Below are 14,671 nucleotides of genomic sequence, written 5' to 3'. Positions count from 1 at the left end.
AATTACAATCAGTTAAGATAGAAAATAAAGGATAATTATTCTCACGAATTACTCATTGGCTATATCGTCTAGACTCATTTATAGAAAAAAGTTCTTATCGTTCAATACATGTAATGAATTTCCCCACTATTACCTCCCAATCAAAATACTTAATAACATATTCTTTCCCACCGGCACCCATCTTGCCTCTTAAGTCATCATTCTTTAACATAACATTTAGACAATATTCAAATTCGTTATAATCGGTATAATACAACCCTGCATTACCACGATCACAATGTCCTACTAAAACATCACATTGTCCGTTAACTAGTACTGGTGTTTCATAGTACAGACTCTCAAGTACAACCATTGATAGGCTCTCGAACTTAGAAGGCATCACTAGAATTTTTGCTATCTTCATTGCAGCAAACTTTTCTTCATCAGAGACAAAACCCAGCGGGATAATATCGGGATCCTTAGGAATATCAATGACCGATTTGCCAATCAATATTAATTTCGGGGCATTGGGTTCTATTTTTTTATATTTTAGATAATAGTCAAATAACTCTTTACATCCCTTGGATTCATCAATTCTACCAACATACAAAATAAAATCCTCATTCACCTTAAATTTATCTTTAAATGCTTGAATATTTATTTCTTTTTCAGGGACATCTACTCCTACCCCGGCAACAACATTATTGATATATTGATTATTAAAGGTTTTATGAACAAATTGTTTTTCCTCCTCTGTGAGAAAAACAATAGATTGAGGAAGGTGAAATAATGGCTTGAACATAGAAAAGTAAATATAAGGCTCATCATGAGCTGTAGGGATAAGAATAGCTTTTTCCGCAGCCTGGGGAAGGCCAAAAAAAGTTGTGAAATAAAGATACGTAAAAAAAATGATCTTATGATATTGACCATGATTATTTTGTATATACTCAATGAGATCAAACGATGCCGGGCCTTGAGCTTTCATCCATTCTAATTCATCGTATACATTTCTGTTTTTTATTGTGAAGATACCTTCATTAATTTTATTAAATATTTTATTGTCTCTAGGAAAGTCAGTTTTAAATCTTCGAACAGTAATATTATTTATAGACTCTATATCATGTTCGTAATAATTCTCCCAGGTAACATAATCTATTGCTTTGGTAGTTATAATTTCCACGTCGTAAAACTGGCTTAGTTTCTCCGCAATTAAGCGGCAACTCAATTCAGACCCACCGTTAACTTCAAGTCCATATCTCTGTATTACAACAGCTATTTTTTTCATAAGCCCCCCACGATAACTTTTCGTCAAATAATAAAATGCTTCAATATATTTTTAAATTGATCTTCCGCACTCGTTTTCGAATATTTCTGCAGTTGATTTCTTTGATTATGATGGATTTTAGATTTCAATTCTTCGTCTTTTAGTATAACGTTCATTAGTTCTGCTATTTCCTTATGATTTTTTTCTAACGTTAATATTCCACCATTTCCCAGTGTCTCTGTAACTGCAGTACTTTTATACGCAACAATAGGGAGATCAAAATACATAGCCTCAATAATCGGAACACAAAAACCCTCATGCTCACTCATACACAAGAACAAGTCAGAATGATTATAATAATTAAGTATGTCATTAAATGGAATGTGTCCTGTGATATTCACAGAGTCTTCTAACTTTAAATGCTGAACTAAATTTTGTAGTTCTCTATAATATCTATCCATACCTTCATAAGATCCTACCAATGACAATTTAGAACTTTTATTAATATAATTACGATAATAATAGAATGATTTTATAATATCTTCTTGTTTTTTATTTGGAGCGATTCTCCCTACAAATAAAATATTTATATTTTCATCTTTTTTATCTATGGGAAACTTTTTAAACTCCGATTTCATAGTATAATCTTCATAATTGATAATAATAGAGCTAGTAAATGTATTTTTATAGTTAAGCACTTCAAGTTCTAAACGATTAAACTCCGAATCCGCGATTGCCAAATCAATGTAATTAGATAGAAAGGCCAGTTGTTCTCTTCCTTCTTCACACAGTTTCTTCAACACACCACTGTATCCAACAAAGAAGTGAGCAGGAGTTACGTTATGATACACCAATATTTTCTTTTTTTTAAAACTTGGAATTTCATATGCCAAATCGCTACCTGTGGAAAGATGATAAATTATCGTTTGATCTTTTGGACACAAAGACGCTTTTTTGGCATACCTTTCCATTTTTGGATGTATATTCTGTGCATAAATATTCGATTCAATCCCCATGTCCCTCAATATTTTCATTATATTAACAGCCGAATTGCTTACTGCATCTCCATAACTAAGTGTAGGAAGTATTTGATTGATCATTAATTTTTACTCCTGCTCCTGAAAACATGTTTTTAAGAAATCAATATATTCATCTATAACAAAATCCCAATCAAAATTTTTCTGAACATACAACTTTCCGTTATTGCCCATTTTATTACTTAAATCAGGATTTGATAGCATAAGTTCTAAACAAGCCTCGAATTCTCGATAATTTCCATAATATAATCCACCATTAGATTCAATACAAAAGTTCTTAGTTACAGCACATTCTTCAAAAACTAGAATAGGTCTACCGCTGTACCAACTTTCCATAATAACTATTGAAAAGCTTTCATTGGGTGAAGGATTACATAAAAGTTCTGATGCTCCATATGCATCATACTTATCTTGTTCCGGTATAAAACCTAAATCAATTACATTGCTTTTAATATCTTCAGGAATGTCTATTTGTCCACCACCGATTAATATAAGATCCACTTCAAACTTTTTTTCATTTCTAAATTTCGAAAAATAGTTTAATAGAATATGGACATTTTTACCGTGGTCTTTTCGTCCTGCGTATAGTATGAATGGATTTTTAATATTATATTTTTCCTTGAATCTTTTAGGGGAAGATTCGAAACGGCTTATACCCAATCCCAAAACTCTCTGTTTAATATTCTCTATTGGAAATTGTTTATTTGCCCATTCAGCCTCTGCTGATGAAAAAAAGGAGAAACCCTTTACCTTACTATATACTTTTCTAAAATTTTCAAAATAAGCATAACTTTCATCATGAAATGCTGGGATAAGAACAGCCTTCTCTAGAACTCTCTGTGCACCAAAATATGTTGTACCAAACATGTATGGAATAAATATAAAACCTGAGTAGAGTTCCTTATTATCCTCAAGATACTTTTCGAGCTCTAAGCTATTGACCATGTTCTCCAAAAATGTCTCTTCTTCTTCTATAGTAATAGATATATCATTCATTAACTTGTAATTAACTTCATCGAATTTTTGAGTATTTCTTTTTTTTACCTTAAACCTTCTAACTACAACCCCATTTATTAGTTCCATGCCTGGTTTATAGAAGTTTTCATTCCAATCACTACTAAACTGTTTAACACAGGTGGTTAGTATCTCCACTTTTACGCCTTTAGCAGCCAATCTCTCTGCAATATTTCTACATGCTGCTTCTGAGCCACCAGGTATGTCAATAGCATACCAAGGGATAACAAATGCTATCTTATTCATGTTTCCCCTTCTTTTCCACGCTATCATTATTTAGTGTTTTATCAATTATAGTGGAATTCATTTTTTGGAGTTCCATATTCTTTATTTGCGATATCAATTCATTATAAGTTTTCACTACATTCGCATTAAATTCCGTTTGTCTTTCAACAATCGGGTTAATATACCATCCAAGAACTTTTCTTATTACTTTTTTTACAAAAACTATTAACCCTCCAACGATTTTTCTGTTAGATATAATAGGAGTAACCGCTGAATTATTCCACGTTCTATTTAGCACTAATTGATATTCCTCTAATAACGAGATATTAATTGCTTGTTCATTATTGATCTCATTTAATGTAATTGTTAAATCATTGGGATATTCTCTTTTATTTATATTTTCTCTAATCTGTTTCATTATTTCTTTAACATTAACATTTTCATCATCGATTTCAATTTTCATTATTATAACTCCCTCTATACATTTTTCCATTATATTGAATTTTAAGTTTTACTATCAAGATATTCTTTATCAATGAAAATCGAGTTTATACCTGTATATGCATATTCTTCATAACCCCTTGTTTCAATAAAAGACTTAATTTCCATATTTTTAGTGTCATAGGCAAGTTTTATATCGTAATCAATCATTTCAATAACAATCATGAGTGGTCTGTATTTCACGTAATCTATGGAATGTAATATTTCTATATCTTTCCCTTCTAAATCAATCGATAAAATAGTCGGAGCTTTACCCAAATAATTTTCTGCGATATCATTGAAAGAGATAGAACTTATAACCTTTTTATCGATGACCTTTAGTGCTGGATTTATCTCACACATATCAATTGTTGATTCATAATTAGTAGTACTTAACCCATCTACGTTCATAATGTAAAACTCAACTTCATTCCCCGTTATTGTATCTACACAATTATTCAAAACAACATCTCTGTTTCTAAAAAATTTAAGTTCTGGTATCAAATTAGGGTTCGCTTCTACTATAACTCCCTTAGAACCTTGACTATAGAAGAAATAAGTATTGCTTAGGTTTTTCGGGTGATTAGCACCTAAATCGATATAAGTAACCTGACTGTATGGAATCCCTAGAACGCGTATAACATAATCTAAAATGTTATCTTCACCAGCTTGTGAGTATGAGTTCATGTAATAAGTCTCAGTGTTCTCTAGGATTTTAAGTTCATCCAACTTATTTAATCTATCTGCAAAACCACTAACCTCGTTTGAAATAAACTGTTTCTCTTTTTCGTTCTGAAGAATTAGTTCATCATAGTATTTATACCTTTTATTGATATTATCTAATTGCTCATTATAAGAAGCTATCATCTTATCATACTGTTCCTGCTGTATTTGAAGTCGCAAAGATAACTCCTCATACTCAGATTGAGTACTCTGGATTTTACCATTTAAGTTTTTAGTGATATTTAGGAGCTCATTTAACAATTCAGTGCTTTTACCAATCGCCGGTGTAACAGCATTGTTAAACTCAATTTGTTGAAAGGCTAATGGATCCGTATACCATTTAAATAGTCTACTAACAACTTTTTTAAGTATATTTTTAAATGGATTTCTAACTTTCGATTGTAATCTCCAATGTATATCTGGATTATTATCTCTTGTTATTAGCATTTTATTAATATAACTTTCAATTTCAACGATTTTCTTATCAGTCACATTATTTAACGCATAAGGATCTTGTGGTTCATTTACAGAATCACTTTGTTCATTCAAATCAATTCTCCCCCTTACGTATTCGTTTTGTTAATCAACCATTTGTGATCTACAGAGAAGACTCCCACCGATCTGTCGCTAGAAACAACGGTGAAATCCATATAGTACTTTATAAAATCTAGCGCTCTATGACTACCATCCACAACTGCAACATTTAATTTATATCTCCCCGATAATAAATTACATTTATCATTAATAAATTCAACTGTACCAGTTGGATTAATATTCTCTAGTTTAATTTTGTCTATCTCTGTGTTGTTCCCATAAATCAAAACATTATCCGAATTATAAAAGCCCATACCAAAAATATACTTTTTTTGTGGACTGTTAACTATATAATCAATCTCAATAGTGAATGGTTTCCCTCCCATGATAACATTTGTTGCTTCTCCACTATGATTGATAATTCTAGCATCAATAATTTCAACTTCTTTAGAGCCCCATCTTACATCTTCGCTGAATTGAGGTACAGATTCATTCTCATTTGTTTCTATTTTCTTCGTAATATCTTGTTCCTTTTTAATATCTTCATTGCTATCAAATTCAGTTTGTCTTTGTTCAACAAACTTCTCGTTCATATGTTGTTGATAGAGATTAATAATCTTATCGGGCTGCCCTTGCTCAATTATTTGACCCTTATCTAGCCAAATAACTCTATCGCAAATTTTTTCAACCGTGCCTAAATCATGAGTCACAATTACGATAGTAGCACCATTTTTTTTAAAACTATCAATTTTATCAAAGCACTTTTTTTGGAAATTCTCATCACCAACTGACAGAATTTCATCTATGAGTAATATTTCTGGATCTACGTTAATCGCAACAGAAAAAGCTAGACGCATATACATTCCAGACGAATAAGTTCTCACGGGATTATCAATAAAATCTCCGAGTTCTGAAAAACTGATTATGTCCCCTAGTTTTCCCTCTATTTCTTTTCTAGATAGCCCAAAGATAGCAGCATTAGTATAAATATTTTCTCGACCAGTAAAGTCCGGATGGAAACCAGCACCTAATTCTATCAAACTAGAAATCCGTCCATCTACTGTTATTCTACCGCTATCAGGATATAGTATTTTGGTAATCAATTTTAACAGCGTACTTTTCCCACAACCATTATGACCAATTAAAGCAACCGTTTCACCTTTTTTTATATCTAGGCTAACCTCTTTAACAGCAAAAAAATCACTATAGTCATTACTTCGTAATTTCAATATTTTCTCTTTTAATGTAAGGGGTTTATCATGGTAGATCTTAAACGCCTTGTTTACATTTTCAATGGATATAACAACCGATTCTTCCATATTATAATTCCTCCGCAAATGACTTTTCACATTTTTGGAATACAGCGATCCCAACAATCAATATTATGATCCCAAAAACCCCAGCATAGGCCAATGGTCCCCACTCTGGAGATTTTCCATATAACAACACATTACGAAAAGCTCCTATCACTGGAACCATGGGATTAAATGCAACTAAATCAGCAGCTGACTTCGGAAAAATATCAACAGCAAAAACAATCGGAGTTACATAAAACCACACCATTGTTAAAATATTAACAATATGCTCTAAATCCCTAAATTTCACATACAAAGCTGAAAAAATAAGAGAAAATCCTAATGCAAGTATAAATTCTAACAAAAGAATTACAGGTAGCCATAACACATTAAGTGTTAATGAAACATTCGTAATTAATAGTGCTGGAAAAACAATAATTAATCCAAAAACATAATTCATTAAATTTGTACCAACAATAGAAAGAGGAAGGATTATTCTCGGAAAATAAATCTTCTTAACTAAATTTGCCTCTCCCACGATACTGGTTGTCGATCCTTGTATAGATGATGTGAAAAAAATCCACGGAAGTAGAGCAACAAAAAGAAACATAGGGTAGTTTTCCTGATTATTCTTAAGAATCAAAGGGAATACAATTGAATATACCAATAGTTGAAGTAATGGATTGACAAAAGTCCACAAAAAACCAAGAAAAGACCCTTTATAGCGCGAGCGTAAATTCTTTCTAATAACGCTTACTAACATTTGTCTGTAAGCAAAAACTTCCTTAAACGAATTTATCATTACTCAATCCACCTAAATCTATATTTGTGATTATCCCCTCATATTTAGCCAGTAATTATAAATATCAAGTAGACTCTCGTCCAAAGAAATTTTCGGCTTCCACCCCGTTAAATTTTCCAATTTCTTACTTGATCCATAATATTCATGAACATTAGAAGGTCTGAATTTCCCCGGGTCAACTATGACTTCAATATTTTTATTAGAAAAAGATACGAGTGTTGTTAAAATTTGCTCAATAGAAGTGCATATTCCAGAACATATATTGTATATTTCTGTACTCTCCCCTTTTTCAAATAGCAGCCGATAGCCTTCAACAATATCTCTGACATCGGTGAAATCACGTTTACTGCTTAAGTCACCCACGTGAATTTTCGGTTCACCTTTTCCGTTCTCTATATCAACAATTTGCTTTGCAAAATCACTAGTTACAAACCCTAGCTTCTGTCCAGGACCAATGTGATTAAAAGGTCTGGCATGTATAATATTCATTCCGTAGGATGCACTATAGTTCATTGCAAGTTTTGCAATTGCAAGCTTCGACACACCATATGGATTCATTGGATTAGTATCAGAGGTTTCTTTGATCGGTAGATCTGCTCCTACTCCATATTCTTCCGATGAACCTATCGAAATTAATTTAACCTTACCAATTAGAGAACTATTTTTAACTGCATCCAATAAAATAATTGTTTCCATTACATTCGAAGAGAAAGTTTCACTCACGTGATCCCATGAGTATTTCACTGAACTTTGTCCAGACAAATGAAAGATGACATCTGGACTTATATTGAGTAAAGCACTCTTAACGGATTCATAATTCGAAAAATCAATAGGGACTACATTTAGTCCTTTAATAAAGGAGGGGGAGGAACTTCTAGTTCCGCCCCAAACTTCATACCCATTATTCAATAGATTACTAATCAAGTATTGTCCTACAAACCCACTAGCCCCCGTGATGAGTGCTCTCTTCATTTTGTTATACCTGATGATGCAAATTTAGATACTTTCTCCAGATCACTATCCACCATCATCTTCACTAGCTGCTCAAAGCCTACTTCAAGCTCCCAGCCCAATTTTTCTTTGGCCTTGGTGCAGTCACCGAGTAACAGATCTACTTCAGCTGGTCTTACAAACTTCTGATCAATTACAACATAATCTCTCCAGTTCAACCCAACATGGCTAAATGCGATTTCCACCAATTCTTCAATAGTATGTGTTTCGCCAGTCGAAATCACGAAATCATCTGCTTTATCCTGTTGCAGCATCAACCACATAGCTCTCACGTAATCTCCAGCAAAACCCCAGTCTCTCTTTGCATCCAGGTTACCTAAACGAAGTTCGCTTTGCAGTCCCAACTTAATTCTTGCAACCGCATCAGTAACTTTACGAGTTACAAATTCAATTCCCCGGCGCGGAGATTCATGATTAAACAAAATACCGGAGCAAGCATACATATTGTAGCTTTCTCTATAGTTTACTGTAATCCAGTGACCGTATACTTTAGCAACCCCGTAAGGACTACGAGGATAAAATGGTGTAGTTTCTTTTTGTGGAGTTTCTACTACTTTACCGAACATTTCACTACTAGAAGCTTGATAGAACCTAGCATCCGGTTTTACTAAACGCACAGCCTCAAGCATGTTTGTCACACCTATCCCCGTTGCTTGTCCTGTAGCAACCGGTTGAATCCAAGAAGTAGCTACAAACGATTGAGCCGCTAAGTTATATACTTCATCTGGGTTAGAGATGCGTACTGCATTAATCAGAGAGCCCATATCAAGCAAATCTCCATCAATAAATTCTATTTCATTCTGCAAATGTTCGATATTCTCAAGAATTGGCACACTTGTTCTACGGCGTAAACCAAATACTTTATATCCTTTAGAAAGTAAGAGTTCTGCCAAATATGAACCGTCTTGTCCTGTAATACCAGTAATGAGTGCGCGTTTAGTCATTGTAATAAATTCCCCTTTAATATTAATTAATTGTTAATTATAAATATTGTTCAAGCTTCTGCATACGTAATTCTTTAAGCAGTAGCTTAACCTCTTGTGCCTTATCTTTTGTACAAATTAAAGTTACATCTTCAGTATCAACTATTATTAAATCTTCAACCCCAAGAGTAGCAATTAACTTTCCATTACTCTCAATAATACAACGTTTAGTATCCAAATTTAATATGTTGCCCTTAATAACGTTACCATTCTCATCGAGATCGCTTATTCTTTCTAGTGCAGTCCAACTGCCCACATCATCCCATCCGAACACACATGGAATAACATAAATATTATTTACTTTCTCCATAATTCCATAATCAATAGACTGGTCTGGCATCTTAAGAAACTCAGAACGTATAATTGCATCCCGGTCTTCAGAATCAAAAACTGTTTTCATAGTCTCTAATATATCATGCATCTCTGGCATGAGTTCTTTAATGTATCCTCTGATAGTCTCGATTTTCCAAACGAAAATACCGCTATTCCAATAGAAATTACCAGATTCGAGATAAGATTGAGCCGTCTCCAAATCAGGTTTCTCAACAAATTTATTCACTTTATGAACACTCAATTGATTGATTTCCTTGAATTGGTCACTGCTTTCAATATATCCATATCCGGTCTCCGGATATGTAGGTTGAATACCGAGGGTAACAAGATTGCTATTATCCTGTGCTACCTCAACAGCAGTTTTCAAGATTTGTACAAACCCTTCTTCATTCTCAATAATATGATCTGAAGGTATAACTATCATAGTGCTATCTGGAAATCTGTCTTCAATAATAATGGATGCCAACCCAATACAAGGTGCTGTGTTTCTCCCAACTGGCTCAATAATAATATTCGCATGAGGCAAATGTGGTATTTGAGCTTTAATTAATTCAGCATAAAGTTCATTGGTAACAATGAAAATTTGACTGATATCAATCAACTTTTCTAATCTAGCTATCGACTGCTGAATCATCGATTTATTCCCTGAGATGTTTAAAAATTGTTTCGGAAGGTTCGTTCGGCTTTTAGGCCAGAAACGTTCTCCCTTTCCACCCGCCATGATTACACAAGTAATTGTCATTTCATCCTCCAAATTTCCATAAAGAGATATATTCTAACCTCTTTTTAATCAATTCGCCTATTGCTTGCGGAGAGTAGTTCTTTTTAATATGCTCCTCACCTTTAGACGAAACTTTCTCATAAAAGTTCTTATCGTCACTAAGTTTACGCATATATTGGCTCGCATGCTTCACATCAGGATCGGCCCAATATTGATATGATTTATAAGGCCCATGATCATGATCTAGCTGCACTAATCTATAATCCACTAAGCACGAATTGTTATAGTCCATAAAATCCACATTAGATGACCAGTTTGTCCCAATAACCGGTTTACCTAGATACATAGCCTCTGCTAATCCAAGACCGAAGCCTTCGCTTCGATGAAGAGATACGTAACTATCAATTACAGAAATTAATGCATTGGTATCATTTCTAGATAGAGTTCTATCTATCAAGAAAATATTTTCGTAATTTCCAATAAGCTCATGTAATTCATTCAACTCTTTCGAATCTCGCTCTACACTGTTCACCTTAATAACCAAACCAACAGAATCATCATCAGGTGGAAAAGCTAATTGAAATGCCATAATAGAAGCTTGAGGATTCTTTCTGGCCTGATAACTTTTCAGATCATACATAGAAAGAAAGAGAAACGTTTGTTCAGGCAAATTAAAATAAGTCCGATCCCTAACATCAGTAATACTAACTTCAATACTATGAGGAATCTTAACAACAGGAACCGGACTTTTCATAGCAATAGAGTCAACTACAAACGTAGAAGGTGCCCAAATCTCATCTACTAAATTAAAGCTTTCTTTCCAGTCATCTGGGAAATCAGGTAATTCCCAATGCCAGAATCCAATATTATAACGATTTTTAAAAATAGAGTTCCCGTAATGCGCATAGATTTCAATCATTTGCTCAGCATTAATATGAAACAAATTAAGATTATACTCAGGGTCTGCCATTTCCTTATGTACCCAGGTATTATCATTCATGCTTGCAGAATTAGTACCTGTAAAATTGATAATTCCAAATGGAATTTCTACTGCATTCAAGCTTTTAGCAGCTATTCTGCAAGACTCTCCTATACCCATCTCCGCTCTAGAATACCCAACTAAATTCACACCCGTTAATGCACCTTTATTATTCTCCGATGTGCCATTCTTATGGATTGGGAAGGCTGTTTTAAGTAGCCCTTTTTTTATCTTCTGTCTAATTTCAAAAGAAAACAATTTGACGGCTACAGGCTTTAATTTTACAGCTAATTTATAAAGTTTTTTGTAAATAAAAGATTTAGCATTAGTCATAATCAATTAATCTTCCCGTTTCGTTTCGTTTCATTTATTGATTCCTCCGTAAATTGTCTGAATAATGTAATTCACTTATAGTAATTAACATCACAGAATCTGATTAAAGTAGCTCATTGATTATCTAATATGCTAAAATATTGTCGTACCTACAGGAAAAGGAGATTATAACGTGTCGAAACCAGTATACGGTAAAAACGCCGCTCAGTCGAGAAATGTTGAAAAGACAGCAAGTCCGATATGGGCCTTGGTTGTTGCTTTTATTTTATTTTTATGTTGGGTCCCATTTCAAGTGGGATTATTTAACGGACAGCAGTTAGACTTCGAGAAGCCTATATATGTGTCAGCACTAGTAAGTGGACTTTTGCTGCTAGTCTGCGTTGGCTTATACTACAAAAAATTCAAACTAGATGAACAGAGGGACTTAGTGGCTTCAGCTTCAATATTACTGCCTCTGACTTATGCTCTATCATTGTTTGTCGCAGTTTCGCATTATATGGCAATGAATATGTTGTTTATTCAGAGCATGTATATTGCAGTCTTCATTATAGCCTTTTATCTCTTGAAGCAAAAGCAAGTAAATGTTGTCATTCAAAACGCTATTCTAGCAATTGCTTATTTCATAGTAGGGTTTGGACTACTAAATTGGTTGGGGAGTAACAAACTAGCGGGAACTCTAGTGGGTTGGTTCTCAAACACCGTAAGAAATAATATCTACTTAGATGCAGTAATGACGGACTCTAACGGACTTCGTCTGACTTCGATCTTTCAATATGCAAATACCTACGCAGCATTCTTGATGGCCTTTCTATTTGTAGCTATATTCGCTCTTATTCGCTCTAAAAAATGGTACGGAACGTTAACACACAGCTTTATGTTAGTTCCCATCATTGTATCGATCTTATTAACATTATCTCGTGGTGGTTTAGTATTGCTACCTGTCGTATTTATATTGCTGCTGATGTTCCTGAAACCTGCACAGCAAATCCTTTGGATTCTACATCTTGGTGTTGCTGGTATTGCTTCGTTACTCATTACGACTCCAGTGACTAACCTAGGATTAGAATTAAATACGAATTTCACTTCTTCCGGTGCCTTGAAGGGCTGGGGTTATCTGCTTGGAGCTTCAATGGCTGTTGCTGTAGTATCTTGGGTCATTCAGAGGTTTGTCGCTCCTTGGCTAGAGAAGAAGCTTAGCAATTGGTCGTCGCGTAAACTGACAGGTCTATGGATTCCACTTGGTTCTGTTGCACTCGTCGGAATTGTAGCTTTCCTACTAATAGGTACAAGCGCAAAAAATATCTTACCTAGCAATATGGCAACTCGTCTTGAGAACATCAACTTCCAGCAACATAGTGTTCTTGAGCGGATTACTTTTTATAAAGATGCGATGAAGGTAGTTAAGGATTACCCGATTCTTGGTGCTGGTGGTGGTGGATGGTCTTCATTATATGAGCACTATCAGAACAACCCTTACACCAGCCGCCAAGTGCATAACTTCTTTTTACAATACTTGATTGAGGTTGGGATCCTTGGTTTTATCGTATTTATGGGATTCATTTTGTATATTTTCTATAAATACATTCGTGGGTATGTGAAACGGGATAAAAATGATTTTGAGAATGGTTTCTTTTATCTAATTATTGCTCTATCCATTCTTGTTCACAGTCTACTAGATTTCAATATGAGTTATGCCTTTATGGGAATACTCGTCTTCCTTGGACTGGCGGGAATGGCAGTTGTCATGGATAGTAAAAAGCTACGTAAAAGTTGGAATAAAACTGGTTTGCGGCTTGGATATTCCGCTGTTCTCACAGTAGGAACTGTATTCTTGATATTCCTCTCGATTAGCTATATTGGTTCCAGTAATGCAGCCCTAAAGGGTAAAAATCTAATCGGGGTTAGTAATTCTTACGAGGAAATTAAGAAACCATTAACTGAGGCTTTAAAAACACGTCCAGGTCATCCAGAATCAGTCTTATACCTATCCTCGTTAGATCTACAGGTGTTTAAGCAGAATCAGGATGAACAATTTCTAAATGAGGCTTATAGTGTACTGACTCGAGCACTAGAGGATGAACCATACAACAAAAATATTTTAACTCAGTTAGTAACCTATTATGACCTAAAAGGTCAAAATGATCTTGCATACGGTGTTTACCGTGATAATGCTGATAAGTTCAACTGGGATATTAGTTGGTATGATACTCTCATCAGCCGTTCCTTTGCATTAGGTCAGCAAGCCCTTAACCAAAAGGATGAGACAAAAAAACAAGCGTATTTCAATGAAGCTCAAGAAGCCTATGATCATGTTCTCACTGGTATAGAACATTTGAAGACTCTTCCACCAGAACAATTGCAAGGGCGTCCTTTCTCAGTAACACCAGCAATGGCTTTGAACGTCGGAAAAATGCAGCTATTATCTGGGCAAGAAGATGCAGCAAAGACAACTCTGAAGCTTAGTTCAGATGCTAATTACACGGATATTATAAATAGTGAAACTCCATGGAATATTGATTGGTACAGTTCACTCATCAGCCGTTCTTTTGATTTAGGACAAGCGGCTTACGCACAACAAGATAATGAAGATAGATTAGAAAATATGAAAGCTGGCTTTGCCGTTGGGCTTTTGGCCTACAATCATGTACTTGCGGATAATGAACTTTCCAAGACTCTTGCTCCAGATGTGAAACTGAAGGTAGGGAAAATGCATTATATGTCTGGACAGCTACAAAATGCAGTCTCCATCTTGAAACCAGCCATAAGCCAAGATTTCGCAGATGCAACGAATCGTGAAATTGCCCGTTGGTACCTTGCTGCATTGACGAAAACTGGTGGCGAAGATCAGGCGATATACAATTCACTGATCGCAGCTGATCCTGCGGAAGCAGCACAAATCGAGGCCATCGCAAATTCACAATTCTAAAACAGTTAGAAATCAAAAAAGCGCGCCGCTGT

General features: G+C 34.6%; 12 protein-coding genes. 1 reads left to right on the top strand and 11 read right to left on the bottom strand.

The window, feature by feature from the left end:
• Nucleotides 1-94 precede the first annotated feature (94 nt).
• From MKX60_RS06435 to MKX60_RS06385, 11 genes are read right to left on the bottom strand one after another with little or no spacing between them, the layout of a single operon-like run.
• On the bottom strand, nt 95-1,264 hold the full coding sequence (locus MKX60_RS06435; RefSeq protein ID WP_341059362.1) for a glycosyltransferase family 4 protein: 1,170 nt from the start codon (nt 1,262-1,264) through the stop codon (nt 95-97).
• Nucleotides 1,265-1,287: 23 nt separating this feature from the next.
• On the bottom strand, nt 1,288-2,343 hold the full coding sequence (locus MKX60_RS06430; protein WP_341059361.1) for a glycosyltransferase: 1,056 nt from the start codon (nt 2,341-2,343) through the stop codon (nt 1,288-1,290).
• 6 nt (nt 2,344-2,349) lie between these two features.
• Nucleotides 2,350-3,540: a glycosyltransferase family 4 protein gene (locus MKX60_RS06425; protein WP_341059359.1), complete on the bottom strand. Its 1,191-nt coding sequence runs from the start codon at nt 3,538-3,540 to the stop codon at nt 2,350-2,352.
• On the bottom strand, nt 3,533-3,982 hold the full coding sequence (locus tag MKX60_RS06420; protein ID WP_341059358.1) for a hypothetical protein: 450 nt from the start codon (nt 3,980-3,982) through the stop codon (nt 3,533-3,535). The genes MKX60_RS06425 and MKX60_RS06420 overlap by 8 nt, the downstream gene beginning before the upstream one ends.
• Nucleotides 3,983-4,023: 41 nt before the next feature.
• On the bottom strand, nt 4,024-5,271 hold the full coding sequence (locus MKX60_RS06415) for an FkbM family methyltransferase (protein ID WP_341059356.1): 1,248 nt from the start codon (nt 5,269-5,271) through the stop codon (nt 4,024-4,026).
• 14 nt (nt 5,272-5,285) lie between these two features.
• The gene (locus tag MKX60_RS06410) at nt 5,286-6,575 is read right to left on the bottom strand and encodes an ABC transporter ATP-binding protein (protein WP_341059354.1); all 1,290 of its coding nucleotides are present in this window, start codon (nt 6,573-6,575) and stop codon (nt 5,286-5,288) included.
• Between the two features lies 1 nt (nt 6,576).
• Nucleotides 6,577-7,353 (bottom strand): ABC transporter permease, encoded by a 777-nt coding sequence (locus MKX60_RS06405; RefSeq protein ID WP_341059353.1) that lies wholly within the window; start codon nt 7,351-7,353, stop codon nt 6,577-6,579.
• Between the two features lie 30 nt (nt 7,354-7,383).
• The gene (locus MKX60_RS06400) at nt 7,384-8,325 is read right to left on the bottom strand and encodes a GDP-mannose 4,6-dehydratase (RefSeq protein ID WP_341059351.1); all 942 of its coding nucleotides are present in this window, start codon (nt 8,323-8,325) and stop codon (nt 7,384-7,386) included.
• The gene (gene gmd, locus MKX60_RS06395) at nt 8,322-9,308 is read right to left on the bottom strand and encodes a GDP-mannose 4,6-dehydratase (RefSeq protein WP_341059349.1); all 987 of its coding nucleotides are present in this window, start codon (nt 9,306-9,308) and stop codon (nt 8,322-8,324) included. The genes MKX60_RS06400 and gmd overlap by 4 nt, the downstream gene beginning before the upstream one ends.
• A gap of 37 nt (nt 9,309-9,345) precedes the next feature.
• Nucleotides 9,346-10,422 (bottom strand): mannose-1-phosphate guanylyltransferase, encoded by a 1,077-nt coding sequence (locus tag MKX60_RS06390; RefSeq protein ID WP_341059347.1) that lies wholly within the window; start codon nt 10,420-10,422, stop codon nt 9,346-9,348.
• A gap of 1 nt (nt 10,423) precedes the next feature.
• Nucleotides 10,424-11,713: a glycosyltransferase gene (locus MKX60_RS06385; protein ID WP_341059345.1), complete on the bottom strand. Its 1,290-nt coding sequence runs from the start codon at nt 11,711-11,713 to the stop codon at nt 10,424-10,426.
• Between the two features lie 172 nt (nt 11,714-11,885).
• On the opposite strand from MKX60_RS06385, the gene MKX60_RS06380 reads away from it, so the two are divergent.
• A complete protein-coding gene (locus MKX60_RS06380; RefSeq protein WP_341059343.1) occupies nt 11,886-14,639 on the top strand; it encodes an O-antigen ligase family protein in 2,754 nt (917 codons plus the stop codon).
• The last annotated feature ends 32 nt before the right edge of the window (nt 14,640-14,671 follow it).

The organism is Paenibacillus sp. FSL R5-0914 (assembly GCF_038004525.1).
In the GTDB taxonomy this organism is placed as follows: domain Bacteria; phylum Bacillota; class Bacilli; order Paenibacillales; family Paenibacillaceae; genus Paenibacillus_AQ.
The sequence above is the reverse complement of the archived record's forward strand: the minus strand, read 5'-3'. Positions and strand labels throughout refer to the sequence as shown.